Origin of the sequence: Pseudomonas sp. NY15181 (genome assembly GCF_048068055.1) — a bacterium.
Lineage (GTDB): Bacteria > Pseudomonadota > Gammaproteobacteria > Pseudomonadales > Pseudomonadaceae > Pseudomonas.
The window spans coordinates 917124-942293 of the sequence record NZ_JBLUPT010000001.1 but is presented as its reverse complement, the minus strand read 5'-3'; the positions used below and the strand labels follow the sequence as shown (position 1 = coordinate 942293).

Sequence of the window (25170 nt, the reverse complement as noted above, 5' to 3'; positions counted from 1 at the left end):
GCCGGGCCCTCTATATATAGAGAGGAAGGAAATCAACGCAGCGCCGGCCCCTGCCACCCCATCCACAGCGCCAGGCGCTCGGCGACACTGGCACCCAGCTTCTTGGCGAATCGATCGAAGGGGGTTTCCTGGACGGTATAGTCCACCAATTCCTTCTCCTTGATGATCTCGCGCGCCACATAGCTGGTGCTGCCCAGACCATCGATCAACCCCAGCTGCAGCGCCTGCTCGCCGGACCAGATCAGCCCGGAGAACAGCTCGGGATGTTCCTTGTCCTTCAGACGATCGCCACGCCCCTTCTTCACGCTGTCGATGAACTGCTTGTGCGTGGTGTCCAGCACCCGCTGCCAGAACGCTGTTTCATCCGGCTTCTGCGGCTGGAACGGATCGAGGAAGGCCTTGTGCTCGCCCGAGGTGTAGACACGGCGATCCACCCCCAGCTTCTCCATGGTGCCGACGAAACCGAAAGTCGCCGCCGTCACACCAATGGAACCCACCAGGCTGGCCTTGTCGGCATAGATCTGGTCGGCGGCACTGGCAATGTAGTAGGCACCGGAGGCGCCGAGATCACTGATCACAGCATAAAGCTTGATATCCGGATGTTCGCCACGCAGGCGCTTGATTTCATCGTAGATATAGCCGGACTGCACCGGACTGCCGCCCGGGCTATTGATGCGCAGGACGATACCCTTGGTACCGGCATCCTCGAACGCCGAACGCAAGGCACCAACGACATTGTCGGCACTGGCCGGCTCGTCATCGGCAATCATGCCCTTCACTTCGATGAGCGCCGTATGACTGGCACTGCGCGAGGCGGACTTGGACAGACCGCCGAACGGACTGAACAGCGCCAGGGCGACAAACAGATAAAGGAAGGTCAGCAGCTTGAAGAAAATGCCCCAGCGGCGCGATCGACGCTGCTCCTGAACCCCCGCCAGCACTGCCTTCTCCAGCAGCTTCCAGCTCTTGTCGTCACCTGCCCTGGCTTCCGCAGCCTTGCCTTCTTCAGCCTTGCCTTCTTCAGCCTTCCATTCATCCGACATCGTTGCCTACCTCGAGCACCGGCCTTACCGAGCGCCCGGCCAGCCAGGCGCGCAATTCATTGAAATGTTCCACTTCCAGCGCCGGAGCATACTCTCGCAGAGTTTCCAGCGACTGCGCACCATAACCCACCGCAACCGAATCCATTCCGGCACGGCGCGCCATTTCCAGATCGAAAGGCGAATCCCCCACCATCAGCGCATCGCGCGCATCCGCCCGGCAATGCCGAAGGATTTCATGCAGCATGCGCGGATCAGGCTTGCTTGCCGACTCATCGGCAGCGCGGGTGATATCGAAGAAATCGGTCCAACCCTGCCCCGCCAGCACGCGATCCAGCCCCCGGCGATTCTTGCCGGTAGCCACCGCCAACTGGTAACCCGCACGACGAAACTCGACCATCGCCTCAGCAACACCCGGGAACAGCGGCGAAGGCTGCACCTCAAGGCTGAGATAGTGCTCGCCGTAGTCGCGACGGAAGCGCTCCAGCGACTCACCCTCCCCCACTTCGGGATAGAGCGTCTGGATCGCCTCGGGCAGACCGAGACCGATGATGCCCTTGATCGCGTCATCGCTGCGCGCAGGCAGGCCGGAATTGACCGCCGCGACGCGCATCGACTCGACGATACGACCGATGGAATCCACCAGCGTACCATCCCAATCGAAGATCAGCAGGGAGTACTCACGCATCCAGGCGCTCCAGGGTGCGCTGCCAGACCTCATCCACCGGCGCCTCCAGCTCCAGCACCGAACCATCGGGCAGCGGCACGCGCAGGTACGCGGAATGCAGGAACAGACGCTTGCCGCCCAGCTCGCGGATTTCGCGGGAGAAGTCTTCGTCGCCGTACTTGGGGTCACCGGCGATGGAATGCCCGGCATGCTTGGCGTGCACGCGAATCTGGTGGGTACGACCAGTGATCGGGCGCGCCTCCACCAGGGTGGCGAAGTCACCGAAGCGGCGCAGCACCTTGAACTCGGTCAGCGCCTCCTTGCCTTCGGGATTCACTTCCACCACGCGCTCGCCGGAGCGCAGGTTGTTCTTCAGCAGCGGCACGGCGATCTGCTTCTTCGCCGCCGGCCAGTTGCCGCGCACCAGGGCGTGGTAGCGCTTGTCCACTACCCGCTCGCCACGCAGGGCGTCATGCAAATGGCGCAGCATGCTGCGCTTCTTGGCGATCATCAGCAGACCCGACGTATCACGATCCAGGCGATGCACCAACTCCAGATCCTTGCACTCCGGGCGCAGCTGACGGAAAGCCTCGATGACGCCGTAGTTCAGCCCACTACCGCCATGGACGGCGATGCCGGTGGGCTTGTTCACCACGATCAGCGCCTTGTCTTCGAAGACGATGGCGGCTTCCAGGCGCTCCAGCAGCCCCTGCGCCAGCGGCACAGGCTCGTCGCGCTCGGCCAGGCGTAGCGGCGGCACGCGCACCACGTCGCCGGCCTGCAGCTTGTACTCGGGCTTGATGCGACCTTTATTGACCCGCACCTCACCCTTGCGAAGGATGCGGTAGATCAGGGTCTTGGGCACGCCCTTGAGCTGGGTGCGGAGGAAATTGTCGATACGTTGGCCGGCATACTCCGGCGCGACCTCAAGCAGCTGAACGCCGGAAGTCGGAGGGGCGGGATTAGTCATCCGGACATAATAACAATTTTTCATTCAATTGAAGCACTTAATCATTGCTGCTATATTCGGGAGGCCGCCAAAAGTGGCCAGGCCCGCGGATGATCGCGTAATCGCCGTCCCCAACCGCCTGCAAACACATTGAACGGACACGAGGCAGTCCCCTGAAGCGTTGCAACGGCATGAGCGATTCGCCCGCCGACAGCGCCTCGAAATCCAGGCCTTAAGACATGACCACGGCCACCAAGGTAGTCGTGATAAAAGCCAACCCCGCTCCCGGATTCTGCGAGCGGCACCCGGCTCTTAGGGAAATGTGCAGGGCGGAGATGCACAACTGTCGGATTGCGTTGCTTTCATGCCTTGAACGTAGACGCCTTCATCGTCCGCATCTGACAGTCGATTCCTCCTCCTGGTGAGTGCTTGTTCTTACTCGACAAGCAGGAAACGTAGTCGCGGCACAGCAGATTTCTCCTGCTGCCGCTGGACACGGGAATGGTCCGCCATTCCTGAGTACGTGCCTTAGCACCGACCGTGAGAGTCGTGTGTGCCGATCGCCGTTTCCGGTGGCCCCGGAAACCATTGGTACTACATGAAAAGAATGCTGATTAACGCAACTCAACCCGAAGAGTTGCGTGTAGCGCTGGTAGACGGCCAACGCCTGTTCGACCTGGACATCGAGTCCGGTGCGCGCGAACAGAAGAAGGCCAACATCTATAAAGGGCGCATCACCCGCATCGAACCCAGCCTCGAAGCCGCCTTCGTCGACTTCGGCGCCGAGCGCCACGGCTTCCTCCCCCTCAAAGAAATCTCCCGCGAATACTTCAAGAAGAACCCCGAAGGTCGCATCAACATCAAGGATGTGCTCAGCGAGGGCCAGGAAGTCATCGTCCAGGTCGAGAAAGAGGAGCGTGGCAACAAGGGCGCAGCCCTGACCACCTTCATCAGCCTCGCCGGTCGTTACCTGGTGCTGATGCCGAACAACCCGCGCGCCGGCGGCATCTCCCGTCGCATCGAAGGCGAAGAGCGCAACGAGCTGCGCGAAGCCCTGAACGGCCTGAACGTTCCCGGCGACATGGGCCTGATCGTCCGCACCGCTGGCCTGGGCCGCAGCTCCGAAGAGCTGCAGTGGGACCTGGACTACCTGCTGCAACTGTGGGGCGCCATCAAAGAAGCCTCCGGCGAGCGCAGCGGTCCGTTCCTGATCTACCAGGAAAGCAACGTCATCATCCGCGCCATCCGCGACTACCTGCGCCAGGACATCGGCGAAGTGCTGATCGACAGCATCGACGCCCAGGAAGAAGCCCTGAACTTCATCCAGCAGGTCATGCCGCAGTACGCCAGCAAGGTGAAGCTGTACCAGGACAGCGTTCCGCTGTTCAACCGCTTCCAGATCGAGAGCCAGATCGAAACCGCCTTCCAGCGCGAAGTGAAACTGCCGTCGGGCGGTTCCATCGTCATCGACCCGACCGAAGCCCTGGTGTCCATCGACATCAACTCGGCGCGCGCCACCAAAGGCGGCGACATCGAGGAAACCGCGCTGCAGACCAACCTGGAAGCGGCCGAGGAAATCGCCCGCCAGCTGCGCCTGCGTGACATCGGTGGCCTGATCGTCATCGACTTCATCGACATGACCCCGGCGAAGAACCAGCGCGCCGTGGAAGAGCGCGTGCGCGAAGCCCTGGAAGCCGACCGCGCCCGCGTCCAGGTTGGCCGCATCTCCCGCTTCGGCCTGCTGGAAATGTCCCGTCAGCGCCTGCGTCCGTCCCTGGGCGAGACCAGCGGCATCGTCTGCCCGCGCTGCAACGGCCAAGGCATCATCCGCGACGTGGAGTCCCTGTCGCTGGCGATCCTGCGCCTGATCGAGGAAGAAGCCCTGAAGGACCGCACCGCTGAAGTTCGCGCGCGCGTGCCGTTCCAGGTTGCCGCCTTCCTGCTCAACGAGAAGCGCAACGCCATCACCAAGATCGAACTGCGCACCCGCGCGCGCATCTTCATCCTGCCGGACGACCACCTGGAAACCCCGCACTTCGAAGTACAGCGCCTGCGCGACGACAGCCCCGAACTGCTGGCCGGCCAGTCCAGCTACGAGATGGCCCACGTCGAGCACGAGGAAGTCCAGCCGATCAGCTCCACCCGCACCCTGGTCCGCCAGGAAGCCGCGGTGAAGACTGTTTCCCCGCAGACCCCTGCCCCGCAGCAAGCCGCCGCAGCCGCCCCCGCACCGGTTATCGAAGCTCCCAAGCCGATGCCGGAGCCGAGCCTGTTCCAGGGTCTGGTGAAGTCGCTGGTCAGCCTGTTCGCCGGCAGCAAGCCGGAGCAACCGCAACCGGCCGCCGCCGAGAAGCCGGCTGCCGAGCGCAGCGAAGGCCAGGGCGAACGCCGTAACGGTCGCCAGCAGAACCGTCGCCGTGACGGCCGCGATGGCGGCCGTCGCGATGACGAGCGCAAAGAGCGTGGCGAGCGTCGCCGCGACGAGCGTGGCGAACGCGCCGAGCGTCCTGCCCGCGAAGAGCGTCAGCCGCGTGAAGAGCGCGCCGAGCGCCAGCCCCGCGAGGAGCGCCAGCCGCGTGAAGAGCGCGCCGAGCGTCAGCCGCGCGAGGAGCGTCAGCCCCGCGAAGAGCGTGCCGAGCGTCAACCCCGTGAAGAGCGCCAACCGCGTGAAGAGCGCGCCGAGCGCCAGCCGCGCGAAGAGCGTCAACCCCGCGAGGAGCGCGCCGAGCGCCAGCCGCGCGAGGAGCGTCAGCCCCGTGAAGAGCGTGCCGAGCGTCAACCGCGTGAAGAGCGCCAGCCCCGCGAAGAGCGTGGCGAGCGTCCGGCCCGCGAAGAGCGTCAGCCACGCCCTGAGCGTCAGCCCCGTGAAGAGCGCCAGCCGCGCGAGGAGCGTCAGGCCAGCGACGCCGCTGCCCTGGAATCCGAAGAGCTGCTGAACGAGGAACTGCTGGACCAGCAGGACGACCAGGAAGGCGCCGACGGTGAGCGTCCGCGTCGCCGTTCCCGTGGCCAGCGCCGCCGCAGCAACCGCCGCGAGCGTCAGCGCGAAGCCGGTGTCGATGGCGTAGAAGGCGCCGAAGAAGCCGGCGAGCAAGCTGCCGGCGAAGCGCCGAGCGCCGCTCCCGTGATTGCCGCCGCTGTCACTGCCGCCGTCGCTGCCGAAGTTGCCGAAGTTGCCACCGAGCAGCAGCCGGCCGCCGAGGCACCGACCGAAGCCGCTCAGCCGGTGGAGTCCGTCGTGGTCGAGGCCGTGCGCACCGAAAGCGCCCTGGAGCAGACCATCGACTTCCTGACCAAACCCAGCGAGTCCTTCGAGCAGGCTGAAGCCAGCGAAAGCGCAGTCGTGGAAACCGCCCCGGTCGTTGAAGCCCACTCGGAAGAGGTCGTCCAGGCCGCTGTCGAGGCCCAGCCTGAGCCTGCAATCGAAGCTCCGGTCGAAGCTCCGGAAGCCGATACCGCAGTTCCGGCCAACGCCACCGGCCGCGCCTCCAACGACCCGCGCGAGCGTCGTCGCCTGGAGCGCCTGGCCCGCGAAGCTGCCGCAGCTGCTCCGCAGGTCGAAGAGGCACCGGCCGCCATCGTGGTCGAAGAGACCGCGGCTGTGGAAGCCGAAGTCGTGGCCGAGCCGGCTGCCGCCGAAGCTGTCGTGACGGAAGTGGCGAGCGAAGCTCAGGCCGTCGAGCAGACCGAGCAATCGGCTGCCGAGCAGGCTGAAGGCGAAATAGCCGAGAAAACCGAGAAAACCGAGGAAGAAGAAGGCAACGTGGTAGAAAAACACCACAACTGATAGCTTCCTGGTCTGAAAAAGGGGATGCAATTGCATCCCCTTTTTTTATTCCCCGATCGGCAAGGCGATCCGTCTTGCCTGTAGGAGCGAGCTTGCTCGCGAACAACCACAAGACTCCGGAGCCAGGCAATTCGCGAGCAAGCTCGCTCCTACAAAAAGCGCTAACGCCTCCCGGCTCTTCTCAGGAAGCAGACACAAAAAAGGGGATGCCAAGGCATCCCCTTTTTCCCGCGTCCGGAGTGATCTCAGTAGAGATTCGGCTCCATCTCCAGCTCCACACCGAAACGCTGCTGGATGTCGTCACGAATGCGCCCTGCCAACGCATACAACTGCGCGCCGGTCGCCCCGCCGTAATTGACCAGCACCAGCGCCTGCTGCGCATGCACGCCGGCCGCGCCGTCACGGAAGCCCTTCCACCCCGCCTTGTCGATCAACCAGCCTGCTGCCAGCTTCACCAGGCCATCACCTTGCGGATAGGCCACGAGGTCGCTGAAGCGCGCACGCAGCCCGTCCGCCTGGACGGCGGAGACCACAGGATTCTTGAAGAAGCTGCCGGCATTGCCGAGCACCGCCGGGTCGGGCAGCTTTTCGCGGCGGATGGCACAGATCACCCGCGAGACATCAGCCGGTGTCGGCGCGGTAACCCCCTCCTCCACCAGGCGCTGGCGTACCGGACCGTAGTCCAGGTGCAGCTGCGCCGAGCGGCTCAAGGCAAAGCGCACCCGCAGGATCAACCAGCGGCCCGACTCGCGCTTGAAGCGGCTGTCGCGGTAGGCGAAGGCACAGTCCTCCAGGCCGAACTCACGCAGCTCGCCGCTTTCGCGATCCAACGCGGTCAGGCCGGCGAATACGTCCTTGATCTCGACACCGTAGGCACCGATGTTCTGCATGGGCGCGGCGCCCACGGTGCCGGGAATCAGGCTGAGGTTTTCCAGTCCGCCGAAGCCCTGCTCCAGGGTCCAGCGCACGAAGTCGTCCCAGACCTCGCCGGCCTCCGCCTCGACCACCACGCGATCGCCGTCGTCGCTGAGGACGCGAACGCCACGGGAGGCCATGCGCAGCACCAGCGCTTCGACATCACGGGTCAGCAGCAGGTTGCTGCCGCCACCGATCACCATCAGCGGCAGGACCTTTTCGGCAGCGGCGGCGATGCCTTCGCGCACCTCGGCGTCGTCATGGGCCTGGGCGAACCAGCGCGCGGCAACCTCGACGCCGAAAGTGTTATAGGGCTTGAGGGACAGGTTTTCTTGCAATTGCAGCGTCACAGGCGCCTCTTCACTTCCATGAGCAGGCCGTCGCAGGCCCGTTCCACCAGGTCCAACACCTGCTCGAAACCGTCCTCGCCGCCATAGTACGGATCGGGGACCTCATCGATTTCCAGATCGTAGCGGCGCAGGAACAGGTCCAGCTCCGCCTTGCCACCACCGTTGCGCAGACGCGTCAGATCGCGCAGGTTGGCGTTGTCCATGGCGAGGACCAGGTCGTAGCGGGAGAAATCCGCGACGCTGACCTGCCGCGCCCGCAGGCTCGACAGGTCATAGCCCCGGCGCAGCGCGGCGGCACGGGTGCGCGCGTCCGGCGCCTTGCCGATATGCCAGTCGCCAGTGCCGGCCGAGTCGATCTCGATACGATCCTCAAGGCCCGCCTCGCGGACCTTGTGGCGGAACACGCCCTCGGCGGTGGGCGAGCGGCAGATATTACCGAGGCAGACGAACAGGACCTTCATCAGGCCCCCAGGATGCGCCGTACGCGCTCCAGGTCTTCCGGGGTATCGACGCCGGCCTGCGGGGCTTCCAGGGCATCGGCCACGTGGATGCGCACACCGTGCCAGAGCGCACGCAGCTGCTCCAGGCACTCGGTGTCTTCCAGCCAGCACGGGCCCCAGGCCACGAAGTCGCGCAGGAAGCGCGCCCGATAGGCGTAGATGCCAATGTGACGGCGGTAAGGCACGTTGGCCGGCAGGCTTTCGCGATCCACCGCAAAGGCGTCACGCGCCCAGGGCAGCGTGGCGCGACTGAAGGTCAGTGCCAGGCCGTTCTTGTCGCTGACCACCTTGACGATGTTCGGGTTGAACAGCGCAGCCGGGTCGTGGATTTCCTCGCACAGGGTGGCGATGCCCGCCTCCGGGTGCGCAGCGAGGTTGGCGGCCACCTGGTCGATGATCGACGGAGGTACCAGCGGCTCATCGCCCTGCACGTTGACCACGATGGCGTCGTCGGCCAGGCCCAGCGCGTCGGCCACTTCCGCCAGGCGATCGGTGCCGGAGTTGTGGTCGGCACGGGTCAGCACCACCTCGGCACCGAAGCCCTGGCAGGCATCGAAGATGCGCGCATCGTCGGTGGCGACCACCACCTGGGTGGCCGAGCTTTTGCCGGCCTGCGCCCAGACGTGCTGGATCATCGGCTTGCCGGCGATGTCCTGCAGCGGCTTGCCGGGCAGGCGGGTGGATGCGTAGCGGGCGGGAATGACGACGGTGTAGGCCTGGCTCATGGAATCACTTGTCCAGACGTTCGTCGACGTTCAGGGTGCGTGCCTCGCCTTCGAGCATCACCGGGATGCCATCGCGCACCGGGTAGGCCAGGCCGTCGGCCTTGCAGATCAGCTCGGACTTGTCGTCGGTGAGCTTGAGCGGGCCCTTGCACAGCGGACAGGCGAGGATATCGAGGAGTTTCGGGTCCATGGTGCGTTCCTTGAGCTTGAACAGTTTGAATGCGGGCGGCGCAGGTGCGACGACGGATCAGCGGGCGACGAGGCGCTCGAGCTGGGCGTCGAACCAGGCGACGAAAGCCGGCGAGGGCTGCGCTTCGACGGCGAGATACCACCAGTCGGGCGCGGCGAAGGACCGACATTTCACCGCGTCCTTCTCTGTCATGACCAGCGGCAGTTCCGGCGTGAAGCGCAGCTGCTCGGCGGTATAGGCCGCATGGTCGGGGAAGGGATGCGGAATCGGCCGCCAGTTTAGCGCCTCGAGCGTCTTGAAGAAACGCTGCGGGTTGCCGATCCCGGCCAGTGCATGCAGCGCCTGACCAGCGGGGAAATGCTCGACCCCACGGCGCTCGGCGCTGGCCAGGTTGACCAGGGCAGAAGGTCGCAGGACGAAGGAGAAGGCGCCCGTCGGGTCGGACGGCGCGCCGTTGTGCAGCACAGCGTCCACTTCCTGCAGACGCTCGGCCGGCTCGCGCAGCGGGCCCGCGGGCAGGCAGCAGCCGTTGCCCAGGCCCCGTGCGGCGTCGATCAGCACCAGTTCCAGGTCGCGGGCCAGGCGGTAGTGCTGCAGGCCGTCGTCGCAGAGGATCAGGTCCAGCGGCTCCTCGGCGAGCAGTGCACGTACGGCGCTGGAGCGGTCCGGGTCGATCATCAGCGGCACGCCGCTGCGGCGCACGATCATAAGCGGCTCGTCGCCCGCTTCCGCCGCCGACTGCTCGACGCGCACGCGCCAGGGCGTCTGCGGCGGCTTGGCGCCATAGCCACGACTGACCACGCCGACCTTCAGGCCACGGGCGCGGCAGTGTTCGATCAGCCAGAGGATCATCGGCGTCTTGCCGGTACCACCGACCGTGATGTTGCCGACCACGATGATCGGCACCGGCGCGCGGTAGGCCGGCTTGGCGCCGGAGAGGAAGTCCTGCCGGCGGCCGCGGGCGACGCGCCGGTAGAGCAACTCGAGCGGCTTGAGCAGGGCAAGGGCCGGGTGGCCCTTGTACCAGGCGTCGAGCAGGCGGTCGGAGAACGCCATCAGCGCTTCTTGTCCGCCTGGGCCTCGATGGTGGTGATGCGCAGGTGGGTGAAGCCCAGCTTGCCTGCGGCATCCATCGCGGTGACCACGGACTGGTAGTTCACCTTGCCGTCGGCGGTGATCACCACCGGCAGGCTGTTGTCGCCGGCGGACTCACGCTGCATGGCGTTCATCAGGTTTTCCAGGTCGTCGCGCGCCAGGCTCTGGCCGTTCAGGGCGTAGTGGCCCTCGACGCTGATGGAGATTTCCAGTTGCTTGATCTCGGTGGCTTCCGGCGGCGTGCCGCTGACCGCCTCGGGCAGTTCGACCTTGAGCTGAGCCGGCTTGGTGAACGAGGTGCTGACCACGAAGAACAGCAGCAGCACGAAGATCACATCGATCAGCGACGCCAGGTTGATGAAGACGTCCTCGCGGGCCGCTCCGCCCGCTCTGCGGCGGAACTTCACGCTTTGCCTTCCTCGGCGAAATCGACTTCGCGATCGCCCTGGATCACTTCCACCAGCTTGATGGCTTCCTGCTCCATGGCGACGACCAGCTCATCGACGCGGCGCAGCAGGTAGCGGTGGAAGAACACCGCCGGAATCGCCACGATCAGGCCCGAAGCGGTGGTGATCAGGGCCTTGGAGATACCACCGGCGAGCATCGGCGCGTTGGCCATGCCGTCGCCCATGAAGGCGCTGAAGATCTGGATCATGCCGAATACTGTGCCCAGCAGGCCGAGCAGCGGGGCCATGGCGGCGATGGTGCCCAGCGCATTGAGGTAGCGCTCCAGTTCGTGGATGACGCGGGACGCGGCTTCCTCGATGCACTCCTTCATGATCTCGCGACCGTGCTTGGAGTTGGCCAGGCCAGCGGCCAGGATTTCACCCAGCGGGGACGACGCGCGCAGGTCCTTCAGGGCCTGGCTGTTCATCTTCTTGTCCTTGATCTGCTTCCACACCTGGCCGAGCAGTTGCGGTGGGGCCACGCGACTCTTGCGCAGGGTCCAGAGACGTTCAGCGACGATCGCCATGGCAGCGATGGAGCTCAGCAAGATCGGCAGCATCATCCAGCCGCCAGCTTTGACCAGTTCCCACACAGTGGTGAATCCCCTGAAAAAAAGTGGCGCCACTCTAGCACAGGGGCTGTTATGAGCCGACCGCCCCTGTCTCATTTTTCCTGCCAGAAATGTGCGCCTTCCCGCACTCCCCGGAGCTCGCCATGGGCCCCGAGCGTCAGGGCCAGCGCGCCCTCCTGCGCCGTATCGTGAATCGGGATGCCCAATGCACGGAAGCGCTCGACGACCGACGGATGGGGATGGCCATAGGGGTTGTTGGCGCCTCGGGAAATGATTGCGGCGGACGGTGTTACAGCCCTTATGAAGGCGGGTCCGGAAGAACTTCGGCTACCGTGGTGGCCGGCCAGCAACCAGTCGACATGGGCATCCGGGTGCGCGGCCAACCAGGCCAGTTCGCCGGGTTGCGGCAGGTCGCCGGTCAGCAGCAGGCGCTCGTCGTTGGCTTCGATCAGGAGGACGCAGGAGCGATCGTTGCTCTCCCGGGCAACTTCCCAGGCCCAGGCCTCGAAGCTCACGCCGTCGATGGCCCAGCGTTGTCTCCGGCACGACCGGGCTCCCAGGTCGGGAGACAGGCGATCCGGCTCGCCGCTGATCACCTGCGCCGGCCGCAGCGACTTCTTCACCGCCAGGGCACCACCGGCGTGGTCATTGTCGGCGTGGCTGAGCATCAGCAAGTCGAGATGGCCGATTCCCAGGCTGCGCAACGTCGGCACGACCACGCGCTCGCCAATATCGAAGTCTCCGTTGCGCGCACCGGTGTCATACAGCCAGGTCTGGCTGCGGGTACGGATCAACACTGACAGGCCCTGCCCCACATCCAGCACCCGGACCTCGGCCTGCCCCGGCGGCGGCAGCGCAATCGACGGCCAGAACACCGGCAGGAACAGCGCCACCCCGAGCGCGCGCAGCGGCACCCCCGCCGGCGCCAGCAACACCAGCGCGCCGAGCATCGCCAGCAGCAGCGCCCAGGCCGGCGCGGCGACGGGCTGCCAGGCGGGCGCCAGGGCGGCCATCCAACCCAGCAGGCGGAACAGCCACTCCAGCAACCCGCCGGACACCCAGAGCAGTGCCTCGCCCAGCCAGGGAATGCCCAACGCCAGGCTGCCCAGCAAGGCCAGGGGCACGACCAGCATTTCCACCCAGGGCACGGCGATCAGGTTGGCGACCACCCCGGAAATGCTCAGCGGCAGCCCGAGCGCGATGGAAGCAGGCAGCAAGCCGATCGCCATCAGCCACTGTGCGCGCAGCCAGGTGCGCCAGGCCGTCCAGTGCCCCAAGCGCCCGGAAAAGCCGAGGATGAGCAGCGCCACCGCCGCATAGGACAACCAGAAGCCGGGCAGGAGCACAACCAGCGGCTCGGCCAGCAGCACCGCCAGCAAGGCACCGAGCAGCGGCGTCCACAAACCGCGGTGGCGGTAGCGCAGGCGCCACAGCAGGACGATCGAGACCATGATGCAGGCGCGTTGCAGCGGCACCTCGAACCCCGCCATAAAGCTGTAGGCCCAGGCCCCGAGTGCAGCCAGCAGGCAGGCGCAGGGTAGCCAGGGCAAGCGCGGGGGCCAGACGCCGAAACGTGCCAGCCCGGCGACCAGGGCATAGAGCAGACCGGCCAGAAGAGAAATGTGCGAACCGGAAATCACCATCAGGTGCAGGGTTCCGGTGTCCTGCAATACCTGCCAGTCCGCCGTGGTCAGGCCGGACGCATCCCCCAGTACCAGCGCCGCCAGGGCACCGGAGCGGCCATGGGCGTCCACCGCCAGCAAGCGTTGCCGCCAGGCTTCGCGCCAGGCCGGTGGACCGCTGGCCGACTCCAGCCGCTGCCCGTCCTTCACGCTGCCGGTGGCGCCGATACGCTGCGCGGTGAGCCATGCCTCGTAGTCGAAGCCGGCGCCATTGACCATGCCGTGGGGGCGCTTGAGTTTCACCGCCAGGCGCCAACGTTCGCCGCCCTCCACCGGCGGGCCGTCGAACCAGGACAAGCGCAAGGTCCCAGGCACCCGCGCACGCGGGCTGGAGACATCTGAAAGCATGAAGCGCACCGAAGGCCCGGAGCGATCCGGCAGCCCCTCTACCCTGCCCTCCAGCCACAGCGTGCGGCCGTCGAGCGCCCTGTCCAGCCGGTCGTCCAGCGCCCACTGGGCAGACTGGCAGGCCCAGGCGAACCCCAGCAGGAACAGGCCGATGAAATAACCACGGGTGAACAGCAAGGGCACCGCCAGCGCCGCCAGCAGCAACAGCACCCAAGAAGACGGAAGCACCGACAACCAGCGCAGCGCCAGCAGGCCAAGGGCCAGCGCGAGCATCCCTGAACGAGGCAACGGACTCCTCCCTGGAGCCAGTGTGCGACCGCTGGTCAGACCGATCCGCGATCGAGCCGCCACGGTTACACACGGACATACTTGGCAACGAATGACTGTCACCTAGCTAGGCATAATGGGCCGTCGTCCGTCTGCCAGAGATTTCCTTCATGCCGCGCCGAATCTTCAAGCGCTACATGCCGGATCCGGAAAGCATCAGAAGCCACAAGGGCCTGCGCTTTCTCGGACCGCTGATCCAGTCGCCCAACCTCTGGCACCTGAATCGCCGCTCCGTATCCCGCGCCATGGGCATGGGACTGTTCGCCGCCTTCATCCCCATTCCGCTGCAGATGCTGCTGGCCGCCTCCCTGGCGGTGTGGGTGCGGGCCAACCTGCCGATCTCGGTCGGGCTGGTCTGGCTGACCAACCCCATCACCATGCCGCCGGTGTTCTATTGCACCTACAAGATGGGCGCCTGGGTCATGGGAGTTCCCGCGCGCACCCTGCCCGACCACCTGACGTGGGAATGGATCAGCGGCGAGCTGGCTATGCTCTGGCAGCCGTTCCTGCTCGGTTCGGTGATCTGCGGGATTCTGGTGGGCATCCTCGGCTACCTGGCCACTGAGGGTTACTGGCGCTGGTGGATCGGCCGCAGCTGGCGGCGGCGCCAAGCGCTGCGCAATGTGCAGAGCGGAATGTAGGGCGTATAGCGCTCCGCGTTATACGCCGATTGGCCTTGGCCAATACCTGCGCAGGAGTACGCTTGAGCACAGCTGCCCCGTCTCGACGATGGAGTTGACGATACGTCAGGTGTAACGGCGTACAACCGCGAACGGTTGTACGCCCTACGCCAGACACAGCGCACTCCATAACGAAAAAGCCGCCCCTTGGGGCGGCTTTTTCATGGGCCGGTTAATCACTCGTACCGCAGCGACTCCGCCGGCTGGGTCGACGCCGCGCGCCAGGCCGGGTACAGCGTGGCCAGGAAACTCATCGACAGCGCCGCGACGCAGATCAGGACGATATCCAGCACCTGCGGATCGGACGGCAGGTAGTTGATGAAATAGATGTCCGAGTTGAACACGTGGGTACCGGCGACGCGCTCCAGGGCAGCGACGATGGTGGTCACGTTGTACGCCGCCAGGACGCCCAGCACGCAACCGATGACGGTGCCGATCAGGCCGATCACCGTGCCCTGCACCATGAAGATCGCCATGATCTGCCTGGGGGTCGCGCCCAGGGTACGGAGGATGGCAATGTCCGCGCGCTTGTCGGCCACCACCATGATCAGGGTGGCGATGATGTTGAAGGCGGCGACGGCGACGATCAGCAACAGCAGCAGGCCGATCATGGTCTTTTCCATCTTCATCGCGCTGAACAGGCTGCCCTGGGTATGGGTCCAGTCCACCGAGCGGTAGCCGTCGCCCAGCTGTTTGGCGATAGCCGCGCCGATATCCGGCGCCTGGAACAGGTCCTTCAGGGCGATGCGCACGCTCTGCACCTGGCCCGGCTGCCAGCGCATCAGACTGGCGGCATCGTCCACATGGATGAGCGCCAGCGAACTGTCAAGCTCGGCGCCAACCTTGAACACGCCGACGATGTTCAGGCGTTGCATGCGCGGGGTGATGCCGCCGGGCGCGGTGCTAGGCTCGGGGACGATCAGCAGCAGGCTGTCGCCAACGCTGACGTGGAAGCGCCGCGCGGTGATCTCGCCGATGACAACACCGAACTCGCCAGCCTTCAGGTCGTCGAAACGGCCCTGGACCATGTGCTGACCGATGATCGACACCTGGGTTTCCAGCGCCGGGTCGACGCCATCCACCTCGATGGGCTGCATCAGGCCCTTGTACGAGAGCATGCCGTCGACTTCGGTGTAGGGCACCGCGCCGACCACCTGCGGGTTCTTCTTCGCCGCGTCGGCCACGCGCTGCCAGTCGTCCAGCGGGCCGCTGACCGGCTGCAGCACGGCATGCGGAACCATGCCGAGGATGCGCGAGCGCATTTCCTTCTGGAAACCGTTCATCACCGAGAGCACCACGATCATCGCCAGCACGCCCAAGGCGAGGCCGATCATCGAGGTCAGGGAGATGAACGAGATGTAGTGGTTGCGCCGCTTGGCCCGGGTGTAGCGGGTGCCGATGAAGACGGATAGGGGTCTGAACATGGGCGTATTCTCAGGCGGCGACCAGCCGGCCCTCCTCCAGGCGCAGCACACGGTCCATCTGCTGGGCGAGGTGGGTGTCGTGGGTCACCACCAGGAAGGCGGTGCGCAGGGACTGCGACAGTTCCAGCATCAGCTCCTGGATACCGTGGGCGGTATGCTGGTCGAGGTTGCCGGTGGGTTCGTCGAGCAGCACCAGCTGCGGCGTGTTCACCAGGGCTCGGGCAATGGCGACGCGCTGGCGCTCACCGCCGGACAGCTCGGCCGGCTTGTGGCTCAGGCGGTGCCCCAGGCCCACGCGCTCCAGCAGCGCGGTGGCGCGCTGGCGCGCCTCGGGGATCGGCGTCTTGCCGATCAGCAGCGGCATGCAGACGTTCTCCAGCGCGGTGAACTCCGGCAGCAGGTGGTGGAACTGGTAGACGAAACCCAGCGCGCGGTTGCGCAGCAGGCCGCGCTGCTTCTCGTTCAGCGCCGACAGCTGCTCGCCGGCCAGCCAGACGCTGCCGGAGCTGGGCGTGTCGAGGCCGCCGAGCATGTTCAGCAGGGTGCTCTTGCCCGAGCCGGAGCTGCCGACGATGGCGACGCGCTCACCCGGCAGAAGCTCAAGCTGCACGCCGGAGAGGACCTCGACCGACTGCGGGCCCTCCTCGTAGCGCTTGCCAAGGTCGCGGCAGCTAAGGACGGCCAGGTCGTGGTGGGTCGGCTTACTCATAACGCAATGCCTCCGCGGGCTGGGTGCGCGCCGCACGCCAGGCCGGATACAGGGTGGCGAAGAAACTCAGGATCAGCGCGGCGCTGCACACCAGGATCACGTCCTCGCTCATCAGCTGCGAGGGCAGGTAATCGATGAAGTAGACGTCCGCGTTGAGGAATTTGTGGCCCAGCAGGCGCTCCAGCAAGGCGATGGCGCCACTGACGTTGAGTGCCGCGAGGATGCCCAGCACGCCGCCGATCAGGGTGCCGATCACACCGATCACCGTGCCCTGGACCATGAAGGTCGCCATGATCTGCCCCGGCGTGGCGCCCAGGGTGCGCAGGATGGCGATGTCGGCCTTTTTGTCGGTAACGACCATGACCAGGGTGGAAATGATGTTGAACGCAGCAACCGCGACGATCAGCAGCAACAACAGGCCGATCATGGATTTCTCCATGCGGATGGCCTGGTAGAGGTTGCCGTGGCTGCGGGTCCAGTCGCGGGCGAAGTAGTCGTTGCCTTTCAGGGTACGGGCGATTTCCCAGGCGGTGCGCGGCGCCTGGAACAGGTCGTCGAGCTTCAGGCGCAGGCCTTCGACCTGGCCGTCCTTGAGGCGGCGCATGCGCGCGGCATCGTCGATGTGGACCATGGCCACGTAGCCGTCCAGCTCGCCGGCACCGACGTGGAAGGTGCCCACCACAGTGAAGCGTTTCATGCGCGGGAACATGCCGGCCGGGGTGACCGAGACTTCCGGGGCGATGAAGGTGACCTTGTCACCCAGCTTCACGCCGAGGTTCTTCGCCGCCTTGTCGCCGATCAGGATGCCGAACTCGCCGGGCTTGAGGCTCTGCAACGAACCTTCCTGGAAGAACTGGTCAATGATCGAGACCTTGCTCTCCTCGCTCGGGTCCACCGCGTTGATCAGCACCTTCTGCACCGTGCCGCCGGCGCTGAGCAGGCCCTGCATCTGGATGAAGGGCGCGACCTCCAGCACGTTGGGGTGCTGCTGCTTGATCTGCCCGGCGATGCCGCGCCAGTCCTCGATGGGCTGGTACGACTCGACCGTGGCGTGGGGCACCATGCCCAGCACGCGGGTACGCATCTCGTGGTCGAAGCCGTTCATGACCGAGAGCACGACGATCATCACCACCACGCCCAGCGCAAGGCCGATCATGGAGGTGAGCGAAATGAAGGAAACGAAATGACTGCGGCGTTTGGCGCGGGTGTAGCGCGTTCCGATGTAGACGGAAAGGGGTCTGAACATGTGGGGCCGATTGAGAAGATGAAGTGTGCGTCGGGCGCCGGTTCCCTCTGGCGTTCGACTTCCGTGTGGCGAGGCTCGGCAGGCGGCTTTACACTCAGACCATCACTGCCGCCGTGGGTTCGCCATGTCCACTCCAGACGCGGATGACCGCCGCGAATACTATCGTATTGAAGACACGCTCGCATTGGAATTTCGCCCGCTGCGCGAGGACGAGATCCAGTCTGGAGAAGTGCTTCAGGATGATTCCGCGCTGTTCAACCTGCTCAGCGACCTGCACCTGACCGACTTCGAGTCGCAGCACCTGTTGCGCCATATCAACGAGCGCGACCGCCCGTTGGCCAGCTACCTGAAGGTGATCAACAAGCGCATCGACCTGATCGCCCAGGCCCTGACCCAGAGCCTGCTGCGCGAGATCGGTCCGGCCCGGCAGGTCACGCTGTCGGAAGGCGGCATCGACTTTCGCGATGAGCAGCCCCTTCCGGTCGGCCAGGGCCTGGCACTGAAGATCGTCCTGCTGCCCCAGGGCCTGGGCCTGCTGCTGCGTGCCAAGGTCACCCACTGCCGGCAGGATTCCGAGGGCGGCTACGAGATCGGCACGGAATTCGAGACACTCAGCGATGCTCAGCGCCAACTGCTGGCCCGTCACATCCTCCAGCGCCAGGCGCTGGAGCGCCGCTTGGCCAAGGCCCGCGGCGAATGAACAAAGGGAACTCCATGCGCCACCTGCTTCTGTTGCTCTGCCTTGCCACACCCCTGCCACTGATGGCCGATACCCTGGAAATCCCGGTGGGCGACCAGGGCGATCCGCATATCGTCCTGCCGGCCCGCGGGGAGAGCCAGAACGCCGTGCTGGAGCGCTTCGGCCTGCCGGACAACGAGCATCCACCGGTAGGCAAGCCGCCGATCACCCGCTGGGACTACCGTGAATTCAGCGTCTATTTCGAGAGCGGCCGCGTCATCGATGCGGTGCGCCAGCACCACGCACACCCCCTTACGTCTCCCCAGAATCCGTCTCCCAAGGAGCCCCAGTGACTCTGATCTATGGACATCGCGGCGCCAAAGGCGAAGCACCGGAAAACACCCTGACCAGTTTCCAGCGCTGCCTGGAGCACAACGTGAAACGCTGCGAGCTGGACCTGCACCTGTCCCGCGACGGCGAACTGATGGTCATCCACGACTCGACGCTCAAGCGCACCACCGGCCGGCGCGGCAAGGTCTCCGAGCAACTGGCGGACGACCTGGTGACCATGGACGCCCGCGAAGGCGGCCCAGGCTGGGTGCGCCCCTGCCCTATCCCGCGCCTGGCGGAGCTGTTCGAGCGCTGCGAGTTCGAGCACTGGCAACTGGAAGTCAAGAGCGCCTCGAAGGATCGCGCCGGTCGCACGGTGCAGGCGATCCATCACCTGGTGGGCCGTTTCGGCCTGCGTGACCGGATTACCGTGACCTCAAGTTCCCGTACGGTACTGCGCGCCCTGGAAGAGCTGGCGCCGGAGCTGTCCCGCGGGCTGGTGGCCGAGTACGCCTGGCTCGACCCGTTGAAGGTCGCCGCGCACTACCGCTGCGATCTGCTGGCGCTGAACTGGATGCTGTGCACCCCGGAGCGTCTGCTGAAAGCGCAGAAGCAGGGGCTCCATGTGTCTGTATGGACGGTCAACGAGCCGGCCCTGATGCGCCGGCTCGCTGATTTTGGCGTGGATAGCCTGATTACAGACTTTCCCGGTTTGGCCACTGCCACGATCGGGAATCGCTGAGCAGGTTCCCCCCGACCGGCTCAGGCCGCCGGTCAGGGTATTTCAAAAAATCCGGTTCAGGCCGTCGAACGCCGCTACGCGGTAGGCTTCGGCCATGGTCGGATAGTTGAAGGTGGTGTTGACGAAATACTTCAGGGTATTGAGCTCGCCCGGCTGGTTCATGATCGCCTGGCCGATGTGGACGATCTCCGAGGCCTGGTCGCCGAAGCAGTGCACGCCGAGGATTTCCAGGGTTTCGCGGTGGAACAGGATCTTCAGCATGCCCACCGGCTCGTTGGAGATCTGCGCGCGAGCCATGCCCTTGAAGAATGCCTTGCCCACTTCGTAGGGGATCTTCGCGGCGGTCAGCTCGTGCTCGTTCTTGCCGATGGAGCTGATCTCCGGAATGGTGTAGATGCCGGTCGGCACGTCGTTCACGAAGCGCCAGCCGTCGTGCTCGACGATGTTGCCAGCGGCCGAACGGCCCTGGTCGTAGGCGGCGCTGGCCAGGCTCGGCCAACCGATCACATCGCCCGCGGCATAGATGTTCGACACCGAGGTGCGGTAGTTCTCGTCCACCTCGATCTGGCCACGGCTGTTGACCTTGATGCCAATGTTCTCCAGGCCCAGGCGGTCGGTGTTGCCGGTACGGCCGTTGCACCACAGCAGGGCGTCAGCCTTGATCTTCTTGCCCGACTTCAGGTGCAGGATCACACCGTTGTCCAGGCCTTCCACGCGCTCGTATTCCTCGTTGTGACGGATCAGCACGTTGTTGTTGCGCAGGTGGTAGCTCAGCGCATCGGAGATTTCGTCGTCGAGGAAGCTCAGCAGCTGGTCACGGGTGTCAACCAGGTCCACCAGCACGCCCAGGCCGCTGAAGATCGAGGCGTACTCACAGCCGATCACGCCGGCTCCGTAGATGATCAGGCGGCGCGGGGTGTGGCTCAGGGAGAGGATGGTGTCGCTGTCGTAGACGCGCGGGTGGTTGAAGTTGATGTCCGACGGGCGATACGGGCGCGAACCGGTGGCGATGACGAACTGGTCGGCCACCAGGCGCTCCACGGCGCCGCTGGGAGTCACCACTTCAACGGTGCGCTCGTCGACGAAGCTGGCGGTGCCATTGAACATGTCGATGCGGTTGCGCGCGTAGTAGCCGGTGCGCGAGGCAACCTGTTTGGTGATGACCTTCTCGGCGCTTTTCAGCACGTCCGGGAAGGAGAACCAGCGCGGCTCGCCGATCTGGCGGAACATCGGATTGGTGTTGAACTCGATGATCTGCTTCACCGAGTGACGCAGTGCCTTGGACGGGATGGTGCCCAGGTGCGTGCAGTTGCCGCCGACCACGCGACGGCTGTCCACCACCGCCAGCTTGCGCCCGTACTTGGAGGCGTTCATTGCCGCCCCCTCGCCCGCCGGGCCCGTGCCGAGAATCACCACGTCGTAGTTGTAGACAGCCATGCGTACTCCTTCAGAACAGGCCGGGGCGCCCGCGTGGCGCTCCCGGCGAAGCCCCGGCACCACATGCGCCGAGGCGGATCGAAATCATTGGCGCAGCTTAGCCCTGCGGCAAAAGGCTGCACATTAGCGGTTGGTCGGCAGGTAGGCGAATTTTGCCTCCACTACATGCCGGCACCGCACCATCATGCCCGGCGAAGCTTTCATTCAGGCGTCGGAAACAGCGCTTCGAAGCGTGGCGTCACGCGGGTGACGAAGCCCTCGCCCTGGCGCACGATGAAAAACGCCGCCAGACCGTGCTGCTCGGCAAAGGTATAGCCCTCCTCCGGCCCCAGCACCATCAGCAGGGTCGACAGGCCATCGGCGTTCAAGACCTGCGCATCGGCTACAGTGACCGCCGCCAGCGCATGCCTGACCGGCGCGCCGCTGCGCGCATCGAGGGTGTGCGAGTAGCGCTGCCCACCTTCCTCGAAATAGTTGCGGTAGTCGCCGGAGGTGGACAGCCCGAAGCCATCCAGCGCCACCGAGCGCTCCACCTGCCGCTCGCGCTCGCCATTGGGCACTTCCAGGGCGATGCGCCAGGGCGTGCCGTCCGGCTTGCGCCCCACGGCCTTGAGCTCGCCGGTGATCTCCACCAGGTAGTCCGTAAGCCCGAGCTCGGACAGGTGCGCACTGACCTTGTCCACCGCGTAGCCGGCGACGATGCTGTCGAAGTCCAGCTGCGCGTTGACGTCCTTGCAGAGCTGTTCGCCATTCAGATGCAGATGCTGATGGCCGACGCGGGCGCGCTCGCGCTCCAGATCGGCGGCCGCCGGCACCCGCTCGGTGCGCGACTGCGGGCCGAAGCCCCAGAGGTTCATCAGCGGCTCGACGGTGAGGTCGAAGGCGCCGCCGCTCTGCTGCGAAAGCGCCTCGCCGTAGCGCCAGAGCGCCAGCATGTCCGCCGGCAACGCCATGCACGCGCCGGCCGGCAAGGCGTTGAAGCGCGACACCACGGAATCGTCACGGTAGGTGGAGAACTGCTCGTCCAGGCCGCTCAGGATCGTCTCGACCTCGGTCTTGAGCTTCGCGGCATCCGGCGACTGGCCGGCCGGCACGTACTGCACCGTGTAGCTGCTGCCCATGGTCGGGCCACCGAAGCGCTCGACGGACTGCCCGCAACCGCCCAGGCCTGCAAACAGAGGCGCGGCAATCAACAGCACGATCAGCAGTCTTGCACGGGACAAGGTTCTCTCCTTCGCCGCCAGGCGCGCGGCGCCGGGCATTCTACCGCAAGCACCCCGCGCCACTGTTTCCGCTGCGGCAAAGGTGCATTACCAAAAGAAAACGGGAGCCGAAGCTCCCGTTTCTCAACCGGCTCAGGCGTTGGCCTTGGCCGGGGACTTGCGCTTGAACAGGTAGCACGCCCCCATCAGCACGATCCACACCGGGATCGCGTACACCGACACGTCGATGCCCGGGATCTGCAGCATGATGCCGAGGATGAACACCACGAAGGCCAGGCACAGCCAGTTGCCGAAGGGGTACCACAGCGCGCGGAAGAACGGCTGCACGCCCTTGGCCACCATGGCCTTGCGGAACTTCATGTGGGCCAGGCTGATCATCGCCCAGTTGATCACCAGGGCGGCGACCACCAGGGACATCAGCAGCTCCAGCGCCTGGTGCGGGATCACGTAGTTGACCACCACGCAGGCCAGGGTGATGAAGGCCGAGACGCCAATGGCCAACAGCGGTACGCCACGATCATCGACCTTGGCGAAGGCGCGCGGGGCGTCGCCCTGCTCGGCCAGGCCGAAGAGCATGCGGCTGTTGCAGTACACGCAGCTGTTGTAGACCGACAGCGCGGCGGTCAGCACCACGAAGTTCAGGATGTTGGCCGCGATGTCACTGCCCAGCAACGAGAAGACCTTCACGAACGGGCTGCCGCTGTAGGGATCGCCGGCGCTGCTGATGCTCTGCAGCAGGGCATCCCAGGGATACAGCGAAAGCAGCACGGCCAGGGCGCCGATGTAGAAGATCAGGATCCGGTAGATGACCTGGTTGATCGCCTTGGGGATCACCTTCTTCGGCTCGGCGGCTTCGGCGGCAGTGATGCCGACCAGCTCCAGGCCACCGAAGGAGAACATGATGATCGCCAGGACCATGATCAGCCCCTTCCAGCCATTGGGGAAGAAGCCGCCGTGGGCCCACAGGTTGCTCACCGAGGCCTGCGGACCGCCGGTGCCGCTGACCAGCAGCCAGACGCCGAGCAGGATCATGCCGATGATCGCAACGACCTTGATGATCGCGAACCAGAACTCGGTCTCGCCAAAAGCCTTCACGTTGAACAGGTTGATGGCGTTGATCAGAACGAAGAACACCGCCGCGGTCGCCCAGGTGGGGAAGTCCGGCCACCAGAACTGGATGTACTTGCCGACCGCGGTAAGCTCCGACATACCCACCAGGATGTACAGCACCCAGTAGTTCCAGCCGGACATGAAGCCGGCGAAACCGCCCCAGTACTTGTGCGCGAAATGGCTGAAGGAACCGGCGACAGGCTCCTCGACGATCATTTCACCGAGCTGGCGCATGATCAGGAAGGCGATGAAGCCGCCGATGGCGTAGCCGAGGATCATCGACGGGCCGGCGGATTGCAGGACGCCGGCAGAGCCCAGGAAAAGGCCGGTACCGATGGCGCCGCCGAGGGCGATCAGCTGGATGTGGCGGTTCTTCAGGCCGCGCTTCAGCTCGCCTTCATGCAGATGATGTCCATCCATTTGAAGTCTTTCCACGTTCAGGGATTGGCAGATTTTATCGTTGGTATCGGGTGCCACTAACGAAAAACGGGAGCCCGAGAGCTCCCGTTTCCCTATTGCGCCTTACTCAGTGCGGGAAAGCCGGCGGGTTGACGCCAGCCATCTCTTCCATCACGCGGACGACCTGGCAGCTGTAGCCGAACTCGTTGTCGTACCACACGTACAGGACGACGCGGTTGTCGTTGGCGATGGTCGCCTCGGCATCGACGACGCCCGCATGGCGGGAACCGACGAAATCGCTGGAGACCACTTCCTGGGAGGAGACGAAGTCGATCTGCTTCTGCAGGTCCGAGTGCATGGCCATCTGGCGCAGGTACTCGTTGATCTCTTCGCGGTTGGTGGCCTTTTCCAGGTTCAGGTTCAGGATCGCCATGGAAACGTTCGGCGTCGGAACGCGGATGGCGTTGCCGGTCAGCTTGCCCTTCAGAACCGGCAGGGCCTTGGCGGCTGCAGTGGCGGCACCGGTCTCGGTGATCACCATGTTCAGCGGCGCGGCGCGGCCACGACGGCTGCCCTTGTGGAAGTTGTCGATCAGGTTCTGGTCGTTGGTGAACGAGTGAACGGTTTCGACGTGGCCGTTGACGATGCCGTACTGGTCGTTCACGGCTTTCAGCACCGGCACGATGGCGTTGGTGGTGCAGGAAGCGGCGGAAACGATCTTGTCGTCAGCAGTGATGTCGCCATGGTTGATGCCATGCACGATGTTCTTCAGCGCGCCCTTGCCCGGAGCGGTCAGGATCACGCGGTCGACACCCGGGCACTTCAGGTGCTGGCCCAGGCCTTCGGCGTCACGCCACTTGCCGGTGTTGTCGACCAGCAGGGCGTTCTTGATGCCGTACTGGGTGTAGTCGATCGACGCCGGGTCGTTGGAGTAGATCACCTGGATCAGGTTGCCGTTGGCGGTGATGGTGTTGTGTTCTTCATCGATGGTGATGGTGCCTTCGAACGGACCATGCACGGAGTCGCGGCGCAGCAGGCTGGCGCGCTTGACCAGGTCGTTCTCGGCGCCTTTGCGGACGACGATGGCGCGCAGGCGCAGGCCGTCGCCGCCACCGGTCTTCTCAATGAGGATGCGCGCCAGCAGGCGGCCGATGCGGCCGAAGCCGTACAGCACGACGTCGGTGCCTTCGCGGGCGCCGCCGTTCTGCTTGCCGACCACGTCGGCCAGCTCGTCCTTGGTGAACTGCTCGATGCTGCGGCCGTTACCTTCGGCCTTGAACTTGGCAACCATCTTGCCCAGGTCGACGGAAGCGGCGCCCAGCTTGAGCTCGCTCATCGCCTTGAGGATCGGGAAGGTGTCGTGTACCGACAGGCCGCCTTCGGCCAGGCGGTGACGGGCGAAACGGTGCGCTTTGAGGATAGCGATCACCGAACGGTTGATCAGGCCACGGCCGTAGATCGAGGTCACCACGTTGTTGTTACGGTAGAGTTGGCCGATCAGCGGAATCATGGCTTCCGCGAGGGCTTCACGATCGATCCACTCACCGAGACACTGGTCGGGCTTCTGGGTCACGGGCAATACCTTCCACATGTAGGAG

At 65.1% G+C, this 25170-nt stretch carries 22 protein-coding genes and 1 pseudogene; 5 read left to right on the top strand and 18 right to left on the bottom strand.

Annotation, left to right across the window (positions count from 1 at the left end; translation table 11 throughout):
• Positions 1–32 precede the first annotated feature (32 nt).
• The 3 genes from sppA to rluC are packed head-to-tail and all read right to left on the bottom strand — an operon-like array spanning position 33 to position 2677.
• Entirely contained in the window at positions 33–1043 is a 1011-nt protein-coding gene (gene sppA, locus ACNFBT_RS04310) for a signal peptide peptidase SppA (RefSeq protein WP_416746746.1), read from the bottom strand.
• Positions 1033–1728 carry an HAD-IA family hydrolase gene (locus ACNFBT_RS04305; RefSeq protein WP_416746744.1) on the bottom strand — a complete coding sequence of 232 codons (696 nt, stop codon included), beginning with the start codon at positions 1726–1728 and terminating at the stop codon, positions 1033–1035. The genes sppA and ACNFBT_RS04305 overlap by 11 nt, the downstream gene beginning before the upstream one ends.
• Complete coding sequence (gene rluC / locus ACNFBT_RS04300) at positions 1721–2677, bottom strand: 23S rRNA pseudouridine(955/2504/2580) synthase RluC (protein ID WP_416746742.1); 957 nt, start codon at positions 2675–2677, stop codon at positions 1721–1723. The genes ACNFBT_RS04305 and rluC overlap by 8 nt, the downstream gene beginning before the upstream one ends.
• A gap of 577 nt (positions 2678–3254) precedes the next feature.
• Between rluC and rne the strand changes: the two genes are divergently transcribed.
• Positions 3255–6443, top strand: a complete 3189-nt coding sequence (gene rne, locus ACNFBT_RS04295; protein ID WP_416746740.1) for a ribonuclease E — start codon at positions 3255–3257, stop codon at positions 6441–6443.
• 245 nt (positions 6444–6688) lie between these two features.
• Here the strand turns inward: rne and murB are convergent, their stop codons facing one another.
• The 8 genes from murB to ACNFBT_RS04255 form a co-directional block, all read right to left on the bottom strand.
• Positions 6689–7708, bottom strand: coding sequence for a UDP-N-acetylmuramate dehydrogenase (gene murB, locus ACNFBT_RS04290; RefSeq protein WP_416746738.1), 1020 nt, complete (start codon positions 7706–7708; stop codon positions 6689–6691).
• The gene (locus tag ACNFBT_RS04285) at positions 7705–8169 is read right to left on the bottom strand and encodes a low molecular weight protein-tyrosine-phosphatase (RefSeq protein ID WP_416746736.1); all 465 of its coding nucleotides are present in this window, start codon (positions 8167–8169) and stop codon (positions 7705–7707) included. The genes murB and ACNFBT_RS04285 overlap by 4 nt, the downstream gene beginning before the upstream one ends.
• Positions 8169–8933 (bottom strand): 3-deoxy-manno-octulosonate cytidylyltransferase, encoded by a 765-nt coding sequence (gene kdsB, locus ACNFBT_RS04280; RefSeq protein ID WP_416746734.1) that lies wholly within the window; start codon positions 8931–8933, stop codon positions 8169–8171. The genes ACNFBT_RS04285 and kdsB overlap by 1 nt, the downstream gene beginning before the upstream one ends.
• A 4-nt stretch (positions 8934–8937) precedes the next feature.
• Positions 8938–9123, bottom strand: a complete 186-nt coding sequence (locus tag ACNFBT_RS04275; RefSeq protein WP_009621404.1) for a Trm112 family protein — start codon at positions 9121–9123, stop codon at positions 8938–8940.
• 57 nt (positions 9124–9180) lie between these two features.
• Entirely contained in the window at positions 9181–10179 is a 999-nt protein-coding gene (lpxK, locus tag ACNFBT_RS04270) for a tetraacyldisaccharide 4'-kinase (RefSeq protein ID WP_416746732.1), read from the bottom strand.
• Positions 10179–10625, bottom strand: a complete 447-nt coding sequence (locus ACNFBT_RS04265; protein ID WP_416746730.1) for an ExbD/TolR family protein — start codon at positions 10623–10625, stop codon at positions 10179–10181. Before ACNFBT_RS04265 ends, lpxK begins: the two co-directional genes overlap by 1 nt.
• Entirely contained in the window at positions 10622–11257 is a 636-nt protein-coding gene (locus ACNFBT_RS04260; RefSeq protein ID WP_416746728.1) for a MotA/TolQ/ExbB proton channel family protein, read from the bottom strand. Before ACNFBT_RS04260 ends, ACNFBT_RS04265 begins: the two co-directional genes overlap by 4 nt.
• A 71-nt stretch (positions 11258–11328) precedes the next feature.
• On the bottom strand, positions 11329–13539 hold the full coding sequence (locus tag ACNFBT_RS04255) for a DNA internalization-related competence protein ComEC/Rec2 (protein WP_416747199.1): 2211 nt from the start codon (positions 13537–13539) through the stop codon (positions 11329–11331).
• Positions 13540–13703: 164 nt separating this feature from the next.
• Between ACNFBT_RS04255 and ACNFBT_RS04250 the strand changes: the two genes are divergently transcribed.
• Positions 13704–14234, top strand: coding sequence for a DUF2062 domain-containing protein (locus tag ACNFBT_RS04250; RefSeq protein ID WP_416746726.1), 531 nt, complete (start codon positions 13704–13706; stop codon positions 14232–14234).
• A gap of 215 nt (positions 14235–14449) precedes the next feature.
• Here the strand turns inward: ACNFBT_RS04250 and ACNFBT_RS04245 are convergent, their stop codons facing one another.
• Genes ACNFBT_RS04245 through ACNFBT_RS04235 form a run of 3 tightly spaced genes read right to left on the bottom strand, consistent with a single transcriptional unit; the run spans position 14450 to position 17652 of the window.
• Positions 14450–15697 (bottom strand): lipoprotein-releasing ABC transporter permease subunit, encoded by a 1248-nt coding sequence (locus ACNFBT_RS04245; RefSeq protein WP_416746724.1) that lies wholly within the window; start codon positions 15695–15697, stop codon positions 14450–14452.
• 10 nt (positions 15698–15707) lie between these two features.
• Entirely contained in the window at positions 15708–16406 is a 699-nt protein-coding gene (lolD, locus tag ACNFBT_RS04240; RefSeq protein ID WP_416746722.1) for a lipoprotein-releasing ABC transporter ATP-binding protein LolD, read from the bottom strand.
• Positions 16399–17652, bottom strand: coding sequence for a lipoprotein-releasing ABC transporter permease subunit (locus ACNFBT_RS04235; protein ID WP_416746720.1), 1254 nt, complete (start codon positions 17650–17652; stop codon positions 16399–16401). The genes lolD and ACNFBT_RS04235 overlap by 8 nt, the downstream gene beginning before the upstream one ends.
• Positions 17653–17776: 124 nt before the next feature.
• Between ACNFBT_RS04235 and ACNFBT_RS04230 the strand changes: the two genes are divergently transcribed.
• The 3 genes from ACNFBT_RS04230 to ACNFBT_RS04220 are packed head-to-tail and all read left to right on the top strand — an operon-like array spanning position 17777 to position 19403.
• Positions 17777–18352 (top strand): PilZ domain-containing protein, encoded by a 576-nt coding sequence (locus tag ACNFBT_RS04230; protein ID WP_416746718.1) that lies wholly within the window; start codon positions 17777–17779, stop codon positions 18350–18352.
• A gap of 14 nt (positions 18353–18366) precedes the next feature.
• Complete coding sequence (locus tag ACNFBT_RS04225) at positions 18367–18684, top strand: phosphodiesterase (protein ID WP_416746717.1); 318 nt, start codon at positions 18367–18369, stop codon at positions 18682–18684.
• Complete coding sequence (locus ACNFBT_RS04220) at positions 18681–19403, top strand: glycerophosphodiester phosphodiesterase (protein WP_416746715.1); 723 nt, start codon at positions 18681–18683, stop codon at positions 19401–19403. The genes ACNFBT_RS04225 and ACNFBT_RS04220 overlap by 4 nt, the downstream gene beginning before the upstream one ends.
• A 42-nt stretch (positions 19404–19445) precedes the next feature.
• Here ACNFBT_RS04220 and sthA read toward each other — a convergent pair whose 3' ends face one another.
• The 4 genes and pseudogenes from sthA to ACNFBT_RS04200 form a co-directional block, all read right to left on the bottom strand.
• Positions 19446–20840 carry a Si-specific NAD(P)(+) transhydrogenase gene (sthA, locus tag ACNFBT_RS04215; RefSeq protein WP_416746713.1) on the bottom strand — a complete coding sequence of 465 codons (1395 nt, stop codon included), beginning with the start codon at positions 20838–20840 and terminating at the stop codon, positions 19446–19448.
• 200 nt (positions 20841–21040) lie between these two features.
• Positions 21041–22084: an FAD:protein FMN transferase gene (locus tag ACNFBT_RS04210; RefSeq protein WP_416747197.1), complete on the bottom strand. Its 1044-nt coding sequence runs from the start codon at positions 22082–22084 to the stop codon at positions 21041–21043.
• 141 nt (positions 22085–22225) lie between these two features.
• Positions 22226–23593: pseudogene (locus ACNFBT_RS04205) on the bottom strand (amino acid permease); the annotation flags it as partial.
• Between the two features lie 106 nt (positions 23594–23699).
• A complete protein-coding gene (locus tag ACNFBT_RS04200; RefSeq protein WP_416746711.1) occupies positions 23700–25163 on the bottom strand; it encodes a glyceraldehyde-3-phosphate dehydrogenase in 1464 nt (487 codons plus the stop codon).
• Between the last annotated feature and the right edge of the window lie 7 nt (positions 25164–25170).